The sequence below is a fragment of the Streptomyces sp. NPDC002853 genome, assembly GCF_053591915.1.
The window spans coordinates 368,624-388,814 of sequence record NZ_JBSFUS010000001.1; the positions used below are offsets into that span (position 1 = coordinate 368,624).

Annotated in this window: 15 protein-coding genes; 11 read left to right on the forward strand and 4 right to left on the reverse strand. The window is 72.5% G+C overall.

What is annotated here, in order from left to right; translation table 11 throughout:
• Positions 1-40 precede the first annotated feature (40 nt).
• The 9 genes from ACWD02_RS01700 to ACWD02_RS01740 are packed head-to-tail and all read left to right on the forward strand — an operon-like array spanning position 41 to position 11,183.
• Positions 41-1,207, forward strand: a complete 1,167-nt coding sequence (locus tag ACWD02_RS01700) for a glycosyltransferase family 4 protein (protein ID WP_451203357.1) — start codon at positions 41-43, stop codon at positions 1,205-1,207.
• Positions 1,204-1,923, forward strand: coding sequence for a class I SAM-dependent methyltransferase (locus ACWD02_RS01705; protein WP_451203358.1), 720 nt, complete (start codon positions 1,204-1,206; stop codon positions 1,921-1,923). Before ACWD02_RS01700 ends, ACWD02_RS01705 begins: the two co-directional genes overlap by 4 nt.
• A complete protein-coding gene (locus ACWD02_RS01710; protein WP_451203360.1) occupies positions 1,920-6,479 on the forward strand; it encodes an alpha-(1->3)-arabinofuranosyltransferase domain-containing protein in 4,560 nt (1,519 codons plus the stop codon). Before ACWD02_RS01705 ends, ACWD02_RS01710 begins: the two co-directional genes overlap by 4 nt.
• Positions 6,476-7,873 carry a condensation protein gene (locus ACWD02_RS01715; protein ID WP_451203362.1) on the forward strand — a complete coding sequence of 466 codons (1,398 nt, stop codon included), beginning with the start codon at positions 6,476-6,478 and terminating at the stop codon, positions 7,871-7,873. Before ACWD02_RS01710 ends, ACWD02_RS01715 begins: the two co-directional genes overlap by 4 nt.
• On the forward strand, positions 7,870-8,604 hold the full coding sequence (locus ACWD02_RS01720; RefSeq protein ID WP_451203364.1) for a class I SAM-dependent methyltransferase: 735 nt from the start codon (positions 7,870-7,872) through the stop codon (positions 8,602-8,604). The genes ACWD02_RS01715 and ACWD02_RS01720 overlap by 4 nt, the downstream gene beginning before the upstream one ends.
• A gap of 15 nt (positions 8,605-8,619) precedes the next feature.
• Complete coding sequence (locus ACWD02_RS01725; protein ID WP_451204350.1) at positions 8,620-9,525, forward strand: hypothetical protein; 906 nt, start codon at positions 8,620-8,622, stop codon at positions 9,523-9,525.
• The gene (locus ACWD02_RS01730) at positions 9,525-9,752 is read left to right on the forward strand and encodes a Trm112 family protein (RefSeq protein WP_451203366.1); all 228 of its coding nucleotides are present in this window, start codon (positions 9,525-9,527) and stop codon (positions 9,750-9,752) included. The genes ACWD02_RS01725 and ACWD02_RS01730 overlap by 1 nt, the downstream gene beginning before the upstream one ends.
• Positions 9,749-10,609, forward strand: coding sequence for an FkbM family methyltransferase (locus ACWD02_RS01735; protein ID WP_451203368.1), 861 nt, complete (start codon positions 9,749-9,751; stop codon positions 10,607-10,609). The genes ACWD02_RS01730 and ACWD02_RS01735 overlap by 4 nt, the downstream gene beginning before the upstream one ends.
• Complete coding sequence (locus ACWD02_RS01740) at positions 10,599-11,183, forward strand: hypothetical protein (protein ID WP_451203370.1); 585 nt, start codon at positions 10,599-10,601, stop codon at positions 11,181-11,183. Before ACWD02_RS01735 ends, ACWD02_RS01740 begins: the two co-directional genes overlap by 11 nt.
• On the opposite strand, the gene ACWD02_RS01745 is transcribed toward ACWD02_RS01740, so the two are convergent.
• The 4 genes from ACWD02_RS01745 to ACWD02_RS01760 form a co-directional block, all read right to left on the reverse strand.
• On the reverse strand, positions 11,111-12,325 hold the full coding sequence (locus tag ACWD02_RS01745) for a Cmx/CmrA family chloramphenicol efflux MFS transporter (protein WP_451203372.1): 1,215 nt from the start codon (positions 12,323-12,325) through the stop codon (positions 11,111-11,113). The two genes, ACWD02_RS01740 and ACWD02_RS01745, sit on opposite strands and share 73 nt — an antisense overlap.
• Positions 12,326-12,545: 220 nt before the next feature.
• Entirely contained in the window at positions 12,546-13,427 is an 882-nt protein-coding gene (locus ACWD02_RS01750) for an ATP-grasp domain-containing protein (RefSeq protein ID WP_451203374.1), read from the reverse strand.
• A gap of 107 nt (positions 13,428-13,534) precedes the next feature.
• Positions 13,535-13,747: a DUF488 domain-containing protein gene (locus tag ACWD02_RS01755; protein WP_451204352.1), complete on the reverse strand. Its 213-nt coding sequence runs from the start codon at positions 13,745-13,747 to the stop codon at positions 13,535-13,537.
• Positions 13,748-14,123: 376 nt separating this feature from the next.
• Positions 14,124-17,855, reverse strand: a complete 3,732-nt coding sequence (locus ACWD02_RS01760) for a S8 family serine peptidase (RefSeq protein WP_451203377.1) — start codon at positions 17,853-17,855, stop codon at positions 14,124-14,126.
• A 230-nt stretch (positions 17,856-18,085) separates the two neighbouring features.
• Between ACWD02_RS01760 and ACWD02_RS01765 the strand changes: the two genes are divergently transcribed.
• Together ACWD02_RS01765 and ACWD02_RS01770 are read left to right on the forward strand one after the other, a co-directional pair.
• Positions 18,086-18,442: a CU044_2847 family protein gene (locus ACWD02_RS01765; protein WP_451203379.1), complete on the forward strand. Its 357-nt coding sequence runs from the start codon at positions 18,086-18,088 to the stop codon at positions 18,440-18,442.
• Positions 18,439-20,151, forward strand: coding sequence for a VMAP-C domain-containing protein (locus ACWD02_RS01770; RefSeq protein WP_451203381.1), 1,713 nt, complete (start codon positions 18,439-18,441; stop codon positions 20,149-20,151). Before ACWD02_RS01765 ends, ACWD02_RS01770 begins: the two co-directional genes overlap by 4 nt.
• Positions 20,152-20,191: the final 40 nt, after the last annotated feature.

The following is a 20,191-nucleotide window of genomic DNA, read 5'->3' on the forward strand; positions in this document are numbered from 1 at the left end:
GCGACCTCACGGTTCCGCACCCTGACGAGTTGGAGCACGCATGCCCCAGCACGTGCCTTCTCCGCTGCGCGCCGCAATCCCGCGGGTCGCGCAACGGCTACCGGCACCTCCCCCGCAGCCGCGCCGGATCGTTTTTCTCGCCCGGCGCGACCTGGCGAATCCGGCCGCGGGCGGATCCGAACTGCTCGTCGACCGGCTGGCCGACGGCCTGAGCAAGCTCGGCCATCAGGTCACCCTCCTGTGCGGGGGCCCGGCCGCCTTCCGCAACTACCGCGTCGTCTCGGCGGGCGGGGACCTCGGGCACTATCTGCGCTCGCGTTCCGCCTTCACCCGGCAGGTCGGCGACTGCGACCTGCTGGTCGAGGTCTGCAACGGCATGCCGTACCTGGCGCCGCTGTGGCACCGGGGGCCCACGTTGTGCCTGGTCAACCACGTGCACACCGATCTGTGGGGGATGCGCTTCCAGGGTGCCCTCGCCCCCGCGGCCCGGCTCGGCCGAAGACTCGAACACTGGTCGCTCTCCGGCGCCCAGCGCGGCAATCTCCTGGTGGCCGTCTCGCCCTCGACGGCCACCGCGCTGCGTGCGATAGGCGTCGACCGTGAGCGCATACGCATAGTCCACAACGGGGTCGAGGAGCCGGGTCCGCTCCACCCCCGCTCGGACGAGCCGATGTTCCTGGCGATGGGACGGCTCGTCGAGTACAAGCGCATCGATCTGCTCCTCAGGCTCTGGGAGCGGGTCAGGCCCGTCACCGGAGGACGTCTGGTGATCGTGGGCGACGGCCCCGAGCGGGCCAGGCTGGAACAGATCGCGGGACCCGGCGTCGAGTTCAAGGGCCATGTCTCCGAGGCGGAGAAGCACCGGCTGCTCTGCGAGGCGTGGATGCTCCTCCACCCCTCCGCCGTGGAGGGCTGGGGCCTGGTGATCACCGAGGCGGCGACCCGCTCGACCCCGGCCATCGGCTTCGACGTACCGGGCGTCCGTGACTCCATCGAGGACGGCGTGACCGGGCTCCTCGCCCGGGGCGAGAGTTCCTTCGCCGCCGCTTGGTGCACCCTGGCGCTGAGCACCGAGCGCCGCGAGACCTTCGGCAAGGCGGCGGGCGAACGGGCCACCAGCTACCGGTGGGCCAATTCCGTGCGCGAGTTCCAGGCGGTGGCCTCCGAGGCGATCGTCACGCACCAGACAGCCCAGGGGTCCGCGTGAAGGATCCGTCCCTGCGCCGTTCCGTCACCCTCTTCCGGGCCTTCCTGCGCGAGCAGCAAGAGCCCGAGCGGTGTTACACCCTGCTCGCCCGTGACGCCGCCGACCAGGTCGAGGCCTACGGACCGGTCAAGGACCGCGTCGTCGTCGATGTCGGCGGCGGCGGTGGCTATTTCACCGAGGAGTTCCGGCGCCGCGGCGCCCAGAGTTTCCTGTTCGAGCCGGACCCGGCCGAGCTGGGCGCCAAGCCGCCGGAGGGCTCCGTCGTCGCCGACGGGTATCTGCTCCCGCTGGCGGACGGCGTCGCCGACGTCACCTTCTCCTCCAACGTCCTCGAGCACGTGGACGATCCGCAGACGTTCCTCAGCGAGATGGTGCGGGTGACCAGGCCGGGCGGTCTGATCTATGTCTCCTTCACCAACTGGTACTCGCCCTGGGGCGGCCATGAGTGGGCGCCCTGGCACTACCTGGGCGGCGCCCGTGGGCGCGCCCGTTATGAACGGCGTACCGGTAAAGCAGCCAAACACACGCTCGGCGAGAACCTCTTCGCTCACCACGTCGGCCCGACCCTGCGCCAAGTGCGGGCGAGGGAAGACGTGTCCGTCGTGTCCGCACGGTCCCGCTACTGGCCGTTCCTGGCCAGCGGCATCACCAAAGTGCCGGGTGTACGCGAGTTCGCCACCTGGAATCTCCTTCTCATCCTCAGGCGGTGTTCATGACCACGGTCCAGGCCCCACCTCCGGCGGCAGTCCGGCCAACGGCTGACGCCCCCGAACCCGGCAGAGGGCCGCGCTCCAAGCGCTGGCTGCTCGGGTTCTGGGCCGTGGTGTTCGTCCTCTTCCTGGCCGTGAAGCCGGGGCGGATGACGTTCGACACCAAGCTGGGGGTCGCCGTCGACCCCTGGCGGTTCCTCTCCGACCTGGGCCAGCTGTGGCAGGACCAGAGCGGCTTCGGCGGCATCCAGAACCAGTACGTCGGCTATACCTTCCCGATGCTGCCGTTCTACGGCCTCGCGGACCTCGTCCAGCTCCCCGTGTGGCTCGCGGAGCGCCTCTGGCTCTCGCTGATCGTGGCGACCGCCTTCTGGGGTGCGCTGCGGCTCGCGGAGCGGCTGAACATAGGCAGCAGCGCGAGCCGGCTGCTCGGCGCGGTGGCCTACGCCCTGTGGCCGACCTTCACGGTCGTCGTCGGGTCGACGTCGGCGGCGGCGCTGCCCGGCGCCCTGCTCCCGTGGGTGCTGCTCCCGCTGACGAACGACCGCATCAGCGCACGCTCGGCGGCGCTGCGCTCGGCGCTTGTCATCCCCTTCATGGGGGGCGTCAACGCGGCCTCGACGCTCGCTTCGCTGCTGCCGGTGGGCCTGTATCTGCTGTCACGACCGAACGGGCCACGCAAGCGGAAGCTGATCACCTGGTGGGTGCCCGGCGTCATCCTCGCCACCGCATGGTGGGTGGTGCCGCTGCTCGTGCTCGGCGTGTACGGCGAGAACTTCCTCCCCTACGTCGAGAACTCGGCCACCACGACCGGCACGATGTCGGCCACGGAGACCCTGCGCGGCGCCGGAAACTGGGTCGCCTACCTGCACTTCGGCGAGGCATGGCTGCCCGCGGGCTGGACCGTCGCGACGTCCGTGGTCGTCGTGGTCTGCTCGGCGCTCGCCGCCGCCCTCGGCCTCGCCGGGCTCGCGCGGCGCGACCTGCCCGAGCGGCGCTGGCTCGTCCTGACCGTGCTCTCGGTCGCGCTGATCACGCTCGCGGGATACGGCGGCTCGTTCGGCGCGCCCTTCCACGAGACGGTGCAGTCGTGGCTGAACGGCGGGCTCGTCCCCTTCCGCAACATCTACAAGTTCCAGACGGGCCTCGCGCTCGCGCTGGTCTTCGGCCTGATGCATCTGGTGGGCGTGGCCGCGCAGGCGCGCGGGGCGCGGCCGGTGCGCGGGCGCAAGTTCGCCCCGCTGATTGCGGCCCTGCTGGTGCTGCCAGGGCTCGCCTTCCCCTACCTGAACGGCTCGATCCTCCAGCCCGGCTCCTTCCAGAAGCTGCCCAACTACTGGGAGGCGACGGGTGACTGGCTGAAGAAGTACTCCCCCGACTCCCGCGCACTCGTGGTGCCCGCCACCGCGCACGGCATCTACACCTGGGGCTCGCCCATCGACCAGCCCCTGGACGTGCTGGCCGAGTCGCGCTGGGCGCAGCGGGACTACGTCCCGTTCGGCACGCCCGGCAACCGGCGCGCGATGGACGCGGTGGAGCAGGCGCTCACGACCGGCGGCGCGGTCCCCGGTCTGCAGGACTACCTGACGCGTGCGGGCCTGTACTACGTCGTCGTACGCAATGACCTCGACCCCGACCAGGTCGGGAACGTGCCGTCCGCGACCGTGAAGCGGACCCTCGAGGAGTCCGGCTTCAAGCGGGTCACCGGCTTCGGTCCGACACAGACCGGCGGGATCATCCCGAAGGACACGCCCCTCCAGGTCGAGGGCCTCTACCCGCGTGAGCGCGCGGTGGAGATCTACGCCCCGGGCGCGGGCGCCGAGCGTCCCGGCCAGGCCGGGATCAAGCCGGTCTCGAACACGGCCGTGGTGAGCGGTGGCCCCGAGTCGCTGCTCCAGCTGTCCGCCGATCCCTCGATGCGGGACCGCCCCTCCGTCCTGACGGGCGACAACCACCCGGGGGTCGGAACTCCCGGACTGCAGGCGGTCGGTGACGGTCTGCGCCGCGCGGACACCCGCTTCGGACTGGTCAGCTCCAACACCTCGTACACCTACACGGCGGACGAACGCAACGCGAGCGAGGCCCTGCAGGAACCGGGCAAGAAGCCGCACCAGATCCTTCCCACCACCGGGATCGAGCACCAGACGACGGCCCAGCTGCGCGGTGCGAAGTCCGTGACGGCGTCCAGCTACGGCAACTGGCTCTTCCACCTGCCGCAGTACGACCCCGTGAACGCCTTCGACGGCAACCCGGCCACGTCATGGGCCGAGGGAAGCCCAGGAAAGCCGAAGGGCGCGTGGATCAAGGCCGAGTTCAGGGCCAAGGAGTCGATTCCGTCCATGCTCCGGGTCACGCCGCTGCCCCAGGAGGGCGTGCGGGCCGCGCCCACCAAGGTGCGGGTGGAGACGGAGCAGGGCAGCCGCACGAGTTCGCTGAAGCCCAACGGCATGCGGCAGAGCATCAAGGCGCCCGAGGGCGACTCGAGCTGGCTGAAGGTCACCATCCTCGACGCGGAGATCGGCCACGAGGGCCTGACCGGCGCCGGATTCTCGGAGATCACCGTCCCGGGTGTGCGGGTGACGAAGCTGCTCCAGCTGCCCACGGACACCGGGTCCGAGTCCAGGACGCCCGCCGAGGGCGCCGACGCGACGACGTACTCGATGCACCGCGCCTCCGACCCGAGCGCACTCTCGCCGGTGAACACCGAGTCGGGGCTGCACCGCCGCTTCACCACGCCGGCCGAGGCCGAGTACGAGGTGAAGGCGAGCGCGCTCCCCGTGGCGGGGTCCGAGCTCGACGAGCTGCTCTACAAGGTGGCGCCCGAGCAGAAGGACCAGATCATCGCGAGCGCCGACTCCACGTCGAGGCTCGGCGGCGGTCTCTCCCCGCGCAACCTCACGGACGGCGACCTGACGACGGCGTGGATCGCCGGCGACAGGCCCGTGGTGCACCTGAAGTGGAAGGGCAAGGTGCCGGTCGGCGAGGTCGTGCTGCCCGGCGCGGGCGGACTCTCGACGCGTCCCCAGAAGGTCGAGATCAGCTCGCCGGACGGCGCGGCGATCGCCGGCGTCGACGAGAACGGCAACACGCGGTTCCCGCCGATCACCACTGACGAGCTGACCATCACCATCACCGAGACCGCGCCGCTGGCGGTCCACAACCCGGTGGCGGACAAGGAGCTGCAGCTGCCGGTCGGCCTCACCGAGGTCTACGTCCCTGCGCTCGACAAGTTCCGGACGAAGCAGCCCGCGGCCTCCAAGAAGTTCGAGCTCGCCTGCGGTGAAGGTCCGACGCTCGCCGTCGACGGCAAGCTGCACGCGACGAGCGCGAAGGGTTCGGTTCGGGACCTGGTCGAGCGGCGGCCCATCGAGGTGACGCTCTGCTCGCGGGGTTCGGAGAACACGACCCTGTCGCTCGGCGCGGGCAAGCACACCGTCGAGGCCGGGGACGGCGGTCCGCTCACCCTCATGGACGTCTCGATGACGCAGGGGACGCCCGGAGCGATCGACGAGGAGTCCCGCTCCCTGGACGTCAAGGACTGGCTCGGCGACCGGCGCGAGGTGTCGGTGGGCGCGGGTTCGGCCTCGTACCTCTCGACCTTCGAGAACATCAACGACGGCTGGAAGGCGACGCTGAACGGCAAGGAGCTGTCGTCCGTACGGCTCGACGGCTGGCAGCAGGGCTTCCTGGTCCCCAAGGGTGAGGGCGGCACGGTCAAGCTCTCCTACGAACCCTCGCGGATCTACGAGATCGGCCTGATCGGCGGCGGCGTCGGCATCCTCGCCCTGATCGCCCTGGTCCTGATCAAGCGCCGGGAGCCGAATGCGGACGGTCCGGACCTGGCGCCGCCGGCGCCGGGTCTGATCCTGGGCACGGTCGCGCTGACGCTGGTGGCCGCGGTGATCGCGGGCTGGTTCGCCCTGCTGGTGCCCGCGCTCGCGCTGCTCGCCTGGCGCCGGCACGCGCTGCTCGTGCCGCTCGCCTTCGTGGCGATGGCCGGGGCGGGCATCGCGGCGGCCATCGGCGCGGGTGAGCCGAGCACGGCCGACGAGGGCGCGTTCAGCCCCTTCGCCCAACTCCTCGCACTGATCGCGCTGTTCGCGGCCCTGGTGAGTGTGAAGGGTGCCCAGGAGGGGACCACCGCGACAGCCGGGGGTCCCGGTGGCGGCGGCGAGTTCGCTCCGTACGAGCCGCCTCCGCACCAGCCGCCGCCCGCCGCTCCCCCGGTGATGCCACCTCCCCCGGTGAGCGGTGGCACCCCGTCGCCGGGTCCTGACCGGGACCTGGGCACGACTCCGCTGCCGCGCCGCAAGCGCGGGGAGAGCGGTCCCGGCTCCGACGCGAGCTCGGACGCGGGCGACGGTCAGGACGCGGGCGGCGACCCGCGGGCCACCAGTTCGACCATCTCGGCCAGGGGCCCCGCGGCGGCCCAGCCGGAACCGGCACCGCCGGGCGCGCGGACCACGCGGACCGCGCGCTTCAGGCGGCGCAGGCCAAGCAACACGGAGGGGCTCGCGGGAGCCGCGGCGCCGTCCGCCTCCGGGGAGGACACCGACCGATGACCGCACTCGATCACCCGGCACGTCACGCCGACGGACCCGAACGGCCTCCGAAGCGCGTGCCGTTCCCCGTCGTCGACGAGGTCGCCAGGCACTGCCTCCAGGAGGAGGAGCCGGAGACGGTACACATCGAGGTCCACCTGCCCGGCACCCCGGACCCGGCCCGCCTGAAGGCCGCGTTCGCCGAGGCCCTGCGCCGCCACCCGCGCATCCTGATGCGGGAGGCGCGGGGGCCTTGGTACCGCCGTCGCTACGAATGGGAGCTGACGGCGGAGCCGGACGTGGAGGTCGTGACGTTCCCGCCGCCGGAGCGGGACGCCCTCAAGAAGGCCCGCACCCGCTCCCTCTCGGAGGCCCCGCCTCTGTCGGCTTCGCCACCGATCCGCCTTGAGGTGATCGCCCAGGAGGGGGACGGCGACACGGCGGCCTCCGGCGGGGCGGACGGGGCCGGCAACGGCAGTGTCCTCTTCCTCACCATCAATCACACCGCCCTCGACGGCCCCGCCTGCCTCCGGGTCCTTGCCACCGCCGCCGAGCTGTACGGCGGGCAGGACAACTCGCCCGCCGCTCCCCCGTCGCGTACCCCCTCGTCCGCCGATGCCCGGAGCGCGGCGGACGTGGGGGACGCGCCCTCCGGGTGGGCTCCTCCCGCCCGTGTCTCGCGCGGGACACCCGAGCCCTCGCCCGGCAACGGCATGCTCGTCGCCGAGCTGCCCGTGCCCCGGCGGCCCAAGGGCGCGCCGTTCACCGTGAACGACCAGCTCATGGTGGCGACCGCCCTGATGATCGCGCACTGGAACCGGGAGCACGGCGCGCGACCGAAGCCGTTCCGGATCACCATGCCCGTCGACGACCGGCCCCGCAGCATGGACATGCCCATCGGGAACGGCACCCGGCTCGTCGAAGTCCCCTTCAGCGCGGCCGAGTTGACGTCCAAGGACTGGGGCCCGGAAGACATCGGGGCACTCCTGCGCCGCACGGCCGACCGCACCCGCGCGCTCAAGGCCCTCTCCCGGCCCCAACTCGGCCGCGGGGCCGCCCTCCTGACCTCGCCCGTCCTGCCCGTCACCCTCAGGGCCGCCGTGACGCGCGGCCTGCGCAGAGCCGCCGCGCCCTGGACGTCCACCACGCTGCTCAGCAACATCGGCCGCGTCCCGTACTCCCTGGACTTCGGTGACGCCGGACGCGCGCACGCCGTCTGGTTCTCCGCGCCCGCCCGGCTGCCCCGCGGCCTGACGGTGACCACGGCGTCCACCGCGGGCCGGCTGCACGTCGCCCTGCGCTGGTCGAAGACCCTGCTCAGCAGCGGCGACGGGGCGCACCTGCGCGACCTCTTCGAGCACTACCTCCACGCCACGGAGCACACGGAGCCCACGGAGGAGGGGAAGACACCTTGACCAGCACCAGCACCGCGCCCCGCGACCTGCGGGACTTCTACGAGGACCCCTCCGTCCCCGTGGCCTCCGGCGACGCCCGCAGCCTGCGCCAGGCCCGGATGCTCGCCGACGCCATCGGCCCCGCCACCGCCCGTACGGCCGTCGTCCTCGACATCGGGTGCGGCGACGGCACCGCGGCGGCGACCGCCGCCCCGCTCCTCGCGGGGCATCGCGTCGTCGGCGTCGACTGGTCCCAGGACGCCCTCAAGCGGGCGCACGCGCATCTGCCGTACGTCGTACGCGGTGAACTCACCGACGGCGGGCTCCCGTTCGCCGACGGTTCCGCGGACGCCGTCCTGTTCAGCGAGGTCATCGAGCACCTCGTCGACCCCGACAGCGCCCTGGACGAGCTGAGAAGAGTGCTGAGGCCAGGGGGGCACCTGATGCTCTCCACGCCCAACCTCGCCGCCTGGTACAACCGCGGGCTCCTGCTCGCGGGGGTCCAGCCCGTCTTCTCCGAGGTCAGCCTGCGCGGCATCCACGGCCGTCCGGGGAGCGAGGTCGTCGGTCACCTGCGGCTCTACACCGCCCGCGCGCTGCGGGAGTTCGTCGCCGCGTCCGGCTTCGACGTGGTGCGCCTCGCCGGTGCGCCCTTCCACGGCGTGCCGCGTCCGCTGCGCGCCCTGGACCGGCTCGCGTGCGCCGTGCCGAGCGCCTCGTCGATCCTGCTGCTGCACGCCCGAAGGACGTAAGGCATGTGGTGGGGTGTGGCCGCCGCCCTCCTTGCGAACGTCCTCTACAGCACCGGGTTCGTCCTGGAGAAACGGGCCCTGACCGCCATGCCGTCGGTCAGCGTGCGCAAACCGGCACGGCTGCTCAGGCAGGTCGTGTCCAGCCCGCTGTGGATCGGCGGTTCGCTCGCGCTCGCCGCCGGGTTCGGCGCGCAGCTCGCCGTCTACCGGACACTGCCGATCGCCGCCGCGCAGGGCATCTTCGTCTCCGGGCTCGTGCTCCTGCTGCTGCTCTCCTCCGTGCTGCTGGGCGAGCAGACGTCGGGGCGCGAGCGGTACGCCGTCGGGGCCATCCTCGCCGCGCTGCTCATGGTGGTCCTCTCGCTGGACGAGGAAGCGGACACCGTGAGCCGCGGCGCGCCCGTCGCACTGGTCCTCACGGTCTGTCTGCCGTCGCTCGCGGCGGGGGTCCTGCTGTACGGATCGGCCGAGCGCCGCGCCAAGCACCGGCACCGCCTGCCGACGACGGGCGTCGAGTACGGGGTCGCCGTCGGCCTGCTCTACGGGGTCAGTTCGCTGGCCATCAAGGGCGTGTCCAGCTACCTGACCACGCAGGAACTCGGCTCGGCGCTGCTCGACCTCCTGGCCTCCCCGTACCCGTACCTCCTGATGTTCACGGGCGCGTTCGGCCTGATCATGTCCCAGGCCGCGCTGCAGCGCTGCCGGGCCTCACTCATCGTCCCCGTGTGCACGACGGTTACGGCGCTGTTCACCGCGGTACTCGGCACGCTGGCGTTCGGTGAGCCGCTGCCGGACGAGCCGCTGCGGCTCGCCCTGCGGATCGCGGGCACCGCGCTGGCGGTCTCCGTACTCCTCGCCATGCCCAAGCATGACGCGCCACCACCTCAACCAACGCCCCCGACCAAGGAGTTGACCAGCTGATGAACCCCGAAGACCCGCTCCTGAAGATCCTCGCCTGTCCACTGGACAAGGGCCCGCTGCATCTCCTGGAGCCCGCGGAACCCCTCGTACCGGACGAGGTCCTCTACAACCCGCGGCTGCGCCGCCGCTACCCGATCATCGACGGCATACCGCAGCTCCTGCCCTCCTCGGGAGAGCAGATATCGGAGGACGAGCACGAGCAGTTCCTGAAGCGGATCTCCCCGTGACGGGCCCCGGCGAGACCGGGGGCAACCCCCACGAGGAAGGGGCCAACCCCCACAAGACCGTGGCCGCCCGCCTCGCCCCGCACCTCCCCGCCCGGCTCATCGGCGCCCTGGCCCGGCTCGTCTACCCCCGCTTCGAACCGGAGCTCGCCCGCCTCGCCGACCTCTGTCCGCGCGGCTGCGGCACAGCGGTGGACGTCGGCGGCTGGTACGGGCCCTGGTCGCGCCGCCTGGCCTCGCATGCGCGCCGCGTGGTGACCGTGGAGCCCGTGCCGCATCTGGCGCGGCTCCTCGAGACCTCCACGCCCGGCAACGTCCGGGTGATCCAGGCGGCGGCCACCGACCGCCCCGGCACGGCGCGGCTCTGGCTGCCGCAGGGCGACCGCGGGGACCGCGGGGTCTCCTCCCTCATCCGCAGGGACATCCACGCCAAGGCGGTCGAGGTGCCCTGCCTCACCCTGGACGGGCTCGGACTGCGTGACGTCGACTTCATCAAGATCGACGTGGACGGCAACGAACTCCCGGTCCTGCAGGGCGCCCACGATCTGCTGACCCGGGACCGTCCCGCCCTCTTCATCGAGCTGGAGTCCCGCATCCAGCCGATCAAGCCGATCGTCGAGCTGCTCACCCGGAAGCACGGTTACGAGGGCTGGGTCCTGCCCCACCACACCTGGCTGCCGCTCGCCGACTTCGACCTGGAGGCGCACCAGAACGACACGTCGTACGTGGTGTCGCAGGGCCTCCTGCGCAGGGTGCTCACGCCGCGCAGGCCCCGGTACGTCAACTCCGTCCTCTTCCTTCCCGGCGGGCGCCGCCCGGGAGCCGCGACGGTGCGCGACCATGGAGCCCATGTCCGCTAGCTCCGCGTTCACCCCGCTCGACTTCCAGCTGGTCCTGTTGCGCCGCATGGCCGACCACCACCCGGACCTGGTGGAGGCGGCCCGCCACGAGCTCGGCGCCGCCGTCGCGGACATGCGCGAGGCCAACCGCCGCTGGCAGGCGATGTCCCGCTCGCCCCGCTCGCGCGGCGCCGCCTCCCGCTACCGCTCGGTCCTCGGCCCGCCCGAAGCCACCGTGACCCGCCGGATCGGCGACCTGGAGTGCGAGGCCCTGTTGTGGCCGGTGCCACTCTGGCCCGACCTGCGCTTCGAGGTGCTGCGCGCCCCGAACGGCGCGGTGTGGAACGAGTGGCTGATCCGGGCGCCCGGCGCACCGGCCCCCGCGCTCCGCACCCTCGACGACCTCACCCCCTGGTCGTGCACGGTCGACGAGGCCGCCCGCGCGTTCGCCCCGGCCCGCCCGATGGAGGGCACGGCACCCACGCGCTGGCGACTCGCCTTCACCGCGCCGGATCGAGAGGGTCAGCCGCGGCGCTGCGTCGCGGAGTTCACCTGGGGGCTGCTCCAGCGGCTGTCGTTCCCGGACGGCCCCTGACCCCTCCCGCGGAGGAGCGCCACCGCCCCCACCGCGAGCGCGAGCGCCACGAGCAGCGCGCTGACCCACAGCGGCGAGCGGTGGCCGAGTCCCGCCGCGAGGGCGATGCCGCCGCCCACGGGACCGATCGCGGCCCCCACGTTCAGCGCGGCCGTGGCGAACCCGCCGGAGAGCGTGGGGGCGCCGGCCGCCGCGTACAGCGCCTGGGTGATCAGCGCGGAGCCGACGCCGAAGGACAGCGCGCCCTGGACGAGGACGAGGACGACCGCCGCCACGGGATTGCCCGCGGTCAGCGCGAAGAGCACCCACCCGGCGAGCAGCGCCACCGCGCCGGTGAGGAGGAACGGCAAGGGCCGCGCGTCCGCGAACCGCCCCGAGACCGTGACCCCGACGAACGACCCGACGCCGAAGAGCGCGAGCAGCGCGGGCACCCAGCTCTCGGCGAAGCCGGTGACCTGCGTGATCACCGGCGAGAGATAGGTGAACGTACAGAAGGTCGCGCCGTTCACCAGCGCCCCGAGCAGCAGCGTCACCACGAGGCGCGGCTCGCGCAGGGCCCGCAGTTCCCCGCGCGCGCCGGTCCCGGTGGTGGCGGGGGCGCCGGCGGGCACGGACCGCAGAATCGCGAGGACGGCGGGCACCGAGACGAGGGCCACCGCCCAGAAGGCGGACCGCCACCCCCAGAACTGCCCGAGCAGCGCGCCGCCCGGTACGCCCGCGACGCAGGCGAGGGTGACGCCGCCGAGCAGGACCGACGTGGCCCGCCCCTTGGCGTTCGGCTCGACCATGCCGACGGCGGCGACAAGGGCCACCGCGAGGAACCCGGCGTTGGCGAGCGCGCCGACGACACGGGTCGCGAGCAGCACGGCGAAGCTGGTGGTCAGCGCGCCCACGACGTGGACGAGCAGGAAGGTGACCAGGAAGGCGAGCAGTGCGGTCCTGGGCGGCCGGCGTCGGCCGAGTACGGCCATCACCGGCGCGCCGACGACCATCCCGACGGCGAAGGCCGAGGTGAGGGTTCCGGCGGTCGAGAGGGACACGCCGAGGTCGGCGGCGATGTCGGGGCCGAGACCGGAGAGCATGAACTCGGACGTGCCTTGCGCGAAGACGGCAAGTCCGAGCATGTAGAGGGCAAAGGGCATGAGAAGACTCCGCACCCATGGCATGGGTCGACAAGGCGGCGGCTCAGCCGTGCGGCTGCCGCGCCAGGGAGAAAAGGGGAATGTCAGTCCGCGCTGCGGCGATGGGTCCGGTGACGTGCGTGAGAGCCACCGGTCATGCCGGCCGGTGGCTGGAGTCTGTCGGACTCGGGACTGGACATGGCCGCAGGGTATTCACGCCCCCTGCGCCACGTCCACCCCGTTACCCGGCGGCGGTGAGTATCTCCTCGGTCACCACGGGCAGCGAGTCCGCGTGCAGGGCGAGGAAGAGGTTCGGCTCGACGAGTTCGAGCTCCATGACGCAGGGCGCCCCGTCCGCGTCGTCGACGAGGTCCACGCGCGCGTACAGCAGCTCGGGCGAGCCCGGCACCGCGGCCAGCGCCCGCTCGGCGACGTCGAGTTCGGCCGCGGTCGGCTGCCAGGGGCGCAGATCGGGGTGCGGCATCTTGTCGGCGTCGTACGCGGTGCCGGGCGCGAGCACCGCACCCTTTTGCACGGCGTGCAGGAACCGCCCGCCGACGTGCACGAGCGCGCGTTCGCCGGTCTCGTCGATGCCCGGCATGTAGGGCTGCACCATCGCGGTCAGGCCCTCGCCGTGCATCCGCCCGATGTGCGCCGCGGCGGCTTCGTACTCACCCTTCTCGTACCGGGCGGCGTAGCGCGCGCCCGCCCCGGCGGTGGGCTTGACGACGAACTCGCCGTCGTCGGGTATCTCCAGGGGGTCGCCGGGCGCCAGATAGCGGGTCGGCACGACGGGCACCCCCGCCGTCGCGAGGTCCGCGAGGTATCGCTTGTCGGTGTTCCACCGCACCACGGAGGCCGGGTTGGCAAGGACGGTGAGCCGCGCGACCCGCCCCGCCCAGGCCACGAACTCGGCGACGCGCTCGCTGTAGTCCCAGGCGGACCGGATGACGACGAGGTCGAACCGCTCCCAGTCGACCTCCGGGTCGTCCCAGGAGACGGTGGCGACATCGGCGTCCGCCGCGCCGAGCGAGCGTGCCAGCTCGGGGAGGTCACGGTCGAGACCGGTCTCCAGCTGAGGCCTGCTGGTGACCAGGGCGATCGTGGGGCGGTCGGGTGACACTAGGCCTCCTGGGGTCGATTATTCGCCCCGCAGGCTAACAACTTCTCGACGTGCTCCCGACAAGCCCCATCTCGCACGTGATGGGCACCAGCCGCACCCGAAGCGCCTCAGTTCTCGTCCGCCGGCAACACGGCCCGCAGCGTCGGCAGATGTCCGTGCTCCACGTCCTTCACCGCGGTGACCAGGGTGACCGTCCCGGTGGCGGCCAGTTCCCTCAGGTGCTGGAGGGCGTCCTGCTGTTCGGGGCCCGTCAGCTCGGCGCGGTACCGGCGGCCGAACTCCTCGTACTGGTCGCGTTGTTGGTGGAACCAGGTTCGCAGCCCGGCCCATCGTCACTCCCCTCCACACCCTCCGCATCTCGAAAATGCGAACAGGGGAGCAGTTGTTCCCTGGAACAGGTGATCGTCACTCCAGAGATTGCATGTGGCCTGCGTGATTGACGATGATTACGGTGCGCAAGCGACGGGCTGCAGACCGTAGTTATCGCGTTCCCGGGCCATGTCCCATACGGGGTCCGGGAGTTGGCACATCCTGAAAGTCCCACAAGGAGAAGCACCACCATGAACATCATCACTGACGTCGTCGCCGGTATCGCCCACTTCCTCGGCTGGCTGGTCTGACGTCACCCAGAAGTACTCACAGCGACGCCGCCTCCCCCGTCCCAGGGGAGGCGGCGTCGCCGCGTTCGGCCCTCCGCTACTTCACCCCGACCGCCCGCACGATCTCCTGGGTGACCGAACCGCCCCGGTCGTCCTTGGCCGAGGCTCGCAACGAGATGAACTCCGCTGAGCCGGGCACCTTCAGCTTCCCGCTCCAGGCCGCCTTCGTGCCGTCCCGGTCCAGCTTCACGCCGGCCCAGCTCTTCCCGTCGTCGTACGACACCTCCAGCTTGCCGCCGCCGATGGTCCCGGTGTCCGGCGCGCCCTTGACGTACTCGGAGAAGATCCCGACCGGCACGCTCCGGCCGCCCCGCACGTCGCCCGCGAGGTCCGTGTCAACGTCGAACCCGAGGTTGAGCAGCGGCAGGAAGGTCTTGCGGTCGCTCGCCGTCTCCTTCGACCTGAAGGTCCACTCGGAGTGGCCCTTCGTGGCGAGCCGCCACCGCTCGGGATCGAGCGTCGTGTCCGTCACGACCTTGTACGTCGTCGGCTCCGGGCTCGCGTCCCAGGCGTACGCCGCCGAACTCTGCCGCCGGTCGACCAGCTTCCCGTCCGCGTGGACCTCGGTGAACTGCGTCATCGAGTCCTCGTTCCACACGTCACCGAATCCCGTGTGGTCAGGCCCCGAATCGCCCCAGCCGGGGACGTTGAACTCCAGGTCGTTCCCGGTCCGCTGCTGGCCCCAGCCGAGGCCCGTGCCCAGCCACGGATGCCACACGGGCTTGAACCAGTTCAGCTCGCCGCGCTTGCCTCCCCGGTACGTGACCAGGCCGCTCCGTTCCTCCAGGGCGCCGGGACCGACCGACACCGACTCGTGCCACAGCTGGCCGGCTCCCGTGGACGCGTAATCCGTCCGCTCCACCGGATGGTCGATCTTCTCCTGGAAGCCGATCCCGACGTCGAAGGTGTCGGTCAGGGAGTAGCGGAACTCGCCACCCGCGACGGGCTTCACCGCGTGGAACTTCGCGTCCAGGACGGCCAGTTCACGCTTCGACGGCTCGTACGTCAGGTCGCGGGGCACCGCGCCCTTGTGGCCCTCCGAGACGTCGTAGACGTAGGGGGTGCGCGCTGTCGCCGTCGTCTCCACGGTCCGGCCCGCCTTCGCCGCCGCCCGCAGCCGCGCCCCGTCGGCAGCGTTGACCGTGCCGATCCGCAGCGGCCGGTCCGCGTTGTCGTCCGTGCCGAACCAGGCGTTGAGCCTGCCCGGCGCGTCGTCCGTCACGAACAGCGCCCGCGCGCCCGCGTCCTGGGCCGCCTGCCCCAGCTGCTCGGGCGTCGCCTCCGAGCCGGGTTCGCGCCGCACGAGCACGGCCTTGCCCTTGACGTCCTTGCCCGCGTACTCGGCCGCCGTACCGCCGCCCACGTCCACGATCCGCAGCTTGCTCCGGCCCTCGCCGACCGTGCCGCCGGGCTGGGCGACCACCTCGCCGAGGCCCTTGACGTCCAGGGACGGCTTGCCGAGGCGCCAGACGGTGCGGTACTCGAAGCTGCCGTCGGTCACCTCGGCGGTGGGCGCCGCGAAGACGCTGTCGTACTTGACCGGAACCTGGACCGCGCCCTGCAGAGCGGCGCCGTTCGCGCGGCGGTCGTACTCCATCAGAAGCTGCCGGGTCTCCGTCCGCTTGCCGACGTCCACGCCGATCTCCCGCAGCTTCCGCCCGTCCAGGGTGACTTCACGGTCCCGGTCGAGGACGATCTCGGGCGCGGCGAGGAAGCCGAGGCCGAGCGAGTCCTTGCCGTTGCCGCCGCGCACGTCGAGGAAGGAGGAGAGGGTGTACGTGCCGGGCTTCAGGCGCAGCTCCAGGGTCCCGGAGTCACCGACATCGGCCGGGACGGGGTCGACCTGCTCCGCGAGCCGTTGGTAGACGAGGCGGGCGCCGGTCGCGGCGCCGTCACGGTCCTTGACGTGGACGGTGAGCGTGTACCGCTCCTCCTCCTTGACCAGGCCGAACGCGGTGTGCGCGACGGGCTTCCCGGCGGCGCTGGCGACGATGCGGCCACTGGTGTTGCCGACGGGCGCCTTCGCGCCGTCGCCGGTCACCGTGGTCGACGTGGTGCCGTGCGCGGGGACGGCGAGCGTTTTGTCGGCGAGGGTGGCGACACCCTCGGCCGCCCCCTCGGCCGCGAGGGTCAGGTCGACCGCCGTGTCCGACGAGTTGGTGTACGTCAGCGTCTTCGTGACGGGCTTGTTGTCACCGTACGGCCAGGAGTAGAAGCCGAGGTCGGCGCTCCCGCTCGCGGTGATCCGCGCGTCGATCGCGTCGGGCACGCTGACCCGCCCGGCGCCCAGCTCGTACGCCGACGCGTCCAGCCGCGTGGACGTCGACATCAGGGCGTCCTTGAGGCGGGCCCCGCTCCAGTCCGGGTGTTTCTCGGCCAGCAGGGCGGCCACGCCCGCGATGTGCGGCGTCGCCATCGACGTACCGCTCATCTCGGTGTAGTAGCCCTCACCCGCGGTGAGTTGGGAGCGTGCGGCGAGGATGTCGACGCCCGGCGCGGACAGATCCGGCTTGAGGGCGTTGTCCCCGGCGCGCGGTCCCTGGCTGGTGAAGTAGGCGGCCTGGTCGGCGGAGTCGACGGCGCCGACGGTCAGCGCGGAGTCCGCCGCGCCGGGTGAGCCGATCGAGGAAGGGGCGCCGGTGTTGCCCGCGGCGATGACGAAGAGCGCGCCGGTCTCCTTGGTGAGGGTGTCGACCGCGGCTGCCATCGGGTCGGTGCCGTCGCTTGCCTCCTGCGAACCGAGGCTCATGGAGACGACCTTGGCGCCGACGTCCTCGGCCGCCCACTCCATGCCCGCGATGATCTGCGACTCGCTGCCGGAGCCCTCGTCGCCGAGCACCTTGCCGACAAAGAGCGTGGCGCCCGGCGCCACCCCCTTCTCCTTGTCGGCCTCGGACCCGGCGCCGCTGCCGCCGACGGTCGAGGCCACATGGGTGCCGTGGCCGTTGCGGTCGGCGACCTCCTCGCCCGGGATGAAGCTCTTGGTGGCGTCCACCCGGCCCTTGAGCCCGGGGTGACCGGCGTCCACACCCGTGTCGAGGACGGCCACCTTCACGCCCTTGCCGGTGAGCCCGGCCTCCCATGCCCTGGGGGTGCCGATCTGCTCGTTGCTCCGCGCCATGTCGGCCTCGACCCGCCCGTCGAGCCAGATCTTGTCGATGCCGTCCGCGAGCCCACCACCCGAACCAGCCTTCTTGGGCGCCGACTTGGCGGGCCCCGGAGCGACGTCCCGCCAGAACGTGCCCGGCTCGGACGCCTTCACCGCCAGGCCGCCCACGCTGGGCAGGGAGCGCACCTTGTCGGCGCCACGGGGCGTCTCCGGTCCCGCGGCACGGCGGGCGCTCTTGTCGTACGTGACGATGAGCGGCAGCGCGCCGCCCTTCTCGTCCCCGAGCCCCTGGCGTATCAGCTCCGTCACGTCGAAGAGACGCTCGTCGAGGGTGCCCGCGCTCAGGTAGGGCCGCGCCTCGTCCGGTACGACGGTGATGCGGTCCCCCGCGATCTCGCTCCGGACGGCTCCGGTGGCCCCGGCGGGCCGGTCGACGGTGACGGTCCTCTTGCCGCCGCCGAGTTCCGTGACGGTGACCTTGTCGCCGGTCACCAGGGTGACCGTGTGGGCGGCGCGCGCACCGGGCGTGGCAGGGGTGGCCCGCCCTTGCGGCACGTCGGAAGGAGCCGCGGTGGCGGCCTGCCCGGCCGGCAGCAGCGCGAACGCGAGGCCGACCGCGGGCAGCAGCCCGGCTCTTCGCCACGCGGGGGATCGGGTCATGGGTGCCCTCTCTTCGTCGGACCCGGGCGGGGGTGGTCCCCGGGTGCTGCGAGAAGTGTCGGGGGGCTTGTGTTGCGGGGGTGTTGACGGGTGCTGGCGGGAAGCCGCCAGGGCACCTTCCCGCCAGTCTCACCCGTACGCGTCCGTTGCCCGGGGCACGGGTGACAGCCGCAACGACCTTCCGTAACAATGCGGTTGGCAGGCGCGGCACGGGGGCGACGGGGGCACTGGTGGACGATCTGGTGGAATTCACGACCGACGACGGCACGCGGGTCGTCATGGCCGACGTGGAGGACACGCACGGCTCCCACCTCATCTCGCGCGGCGAGGGCCCCGCCCGCGCGGTCCGCACCTTCGAGGAGTCGCTCGCCGGAGCCCGCGCGGCCGCGGAGTCCGCGCTGCGGGTGTTCCGTGACGGCAGCCTGCGCCCGGACTCGGTGGAGATCGAGTTCGGCGTGCGGATGTCGGCGGAGGCGGGCGCGGTGATCGTCAAGGGCACGGCGGAGGGCCACCTGGTGGTGCGCCTCGCCTGGACCCCGGACGGGCCCGCCGCCGCGACCCCGCCGGAGGCCACCCCCGCCCCATGAGCAGCGCATCGTGGCACGCCCGCATCGCGTGCGGGAGCGAGGTCGGGGCGGGGTTCCTCGTGTCCGAGCGGCACGTGCTGACCTGTGCGCACGTCGTCCGCGGCAGCGACGGCGGCGCGCCCGTCACCGTCTCCTTCCCGCACCGTGAGGATCTCGGCGTCGTGAACGCGGCCGTCGAGGCGCACGGCGGCTGGGACGGGCACGGCGGCGACCTGGGAGACCTCGCCGTCCTTGAGCTCGCGCACGCGGTGCCGGTACGGCCCGCCGAGTTCGCGGCGCCCGACGACGCGTATGCCGAACCCCGCCCCCGGCTCCTCGTGTACGGCTTCCCCAAGGGCTATCGCGAGGGCACCCTCGCCGAGTACCGCGCCACCGCCGCCCAGCGGATCGCCGACGAGTGGGTCCAGCTGGAGGCGTGGAGCGCGCACGGGCAGTCCCTGGCGCCGGGGTTCAGCGGCGCGGCGGTGACCCTCGCGGACAGCAACCGAGTGGTGGGCATGGTGTCGGCCGCCGCCCGCGCGTCCAGCGGCGTGCGCAACGGACGGATGCTGCCCACCCCCGTCATGGCGCGCTACTGGCCCCCGCTCGGCGACCTGGTCCCCATCCCCGGCCATCGGCGCCCCGCGAAGGAACGGCTGCGCGCCTTGGTGGACCGGGCGGCGGACACCGGCGCCGCCCGCGACCCGGAGCGGCTGTACCGCGACGCGGTGGGCCCGCTCGGGCCGCCCGTGCCGCCGGAGGGGTTCGGCTCGCTGTGGTCGGCGGCCTGGTACATCCTCTGGGAGGTCGACGACCCGGACGCGGTGACGCGCCTCGCCGACCGTCTCGCGGGCCTGCTCGAAGCGCCCGCGGCCCCTGCCCCGCCGAAGCCCGGGGAGCCGCCGGTCTGGTCCCCCATCCTCGTCGAGATCGACCACAGCGGCGCGGGCGACGACCAGCTCCTGGTCGAGGTCTCCGCCTACCGCGAGGGGCTGCGCCACCCCGTGGGCTCGCACACCCTGCCCGCGGGGCAGGTGCGCGCGTACGTGCAGGAGCGCGTCGACGACGCCTTCTCCCATCTCACCCCCGGCACGGACGAGTTGCTGGCCTTCGTGCTGCCCCGCGCGCTGCTCAACTGGCCGGTGGCCCGATGGGAGTGCGGGGCCGACGACCCGACCCCGCTCGGCTGCTCGTACCCCCTGGTCGTGACCGACCGGTCACGCCGCAAGGGCGGTCTGCGCCACCGCCTCGCCCGCAAGTGGGAGCACCTGGACGACGGCCCGGCGACCGTCCTGCACCGCGTCGAGTGCGGCACCGAGGAGAAACCGAACAAGCTGCGGTTCCGGCTGCGGCGCGACGGCGCGGATCTGGCCGGGTTCGCCGCACCGCCACGCACCGGGCGCGGCGGCCCCGACACCGACGTGACGCACTTCGATGTCTCGCTCACCGTGCCGGTGCCGGTCATCCTGTGGCCGCGAACGGGCTGCCAGGACCCCGGCCACCGCGACGACACGACCTGCCCGGGCTCCGACTTCCTGGACCGCATCGCCGCCCACATCGAGGGGCAGCCGCCCACCGAACTCCCGCGCACCATCCTGACGTTGCGGGAGACCGCGGAGGCGTCGGACGAGCCGGACACCCACTGGGCGAGGGACGTACAGCTCCTCTGGGACGACCCGCGCTGCTTCCCCGACACACCCGCCGCCCACCGCCACTCCCCCGTCGCCTGAGCCCGCCGTACGCGTCCTGAGTCCCACGTAGGAACACGGA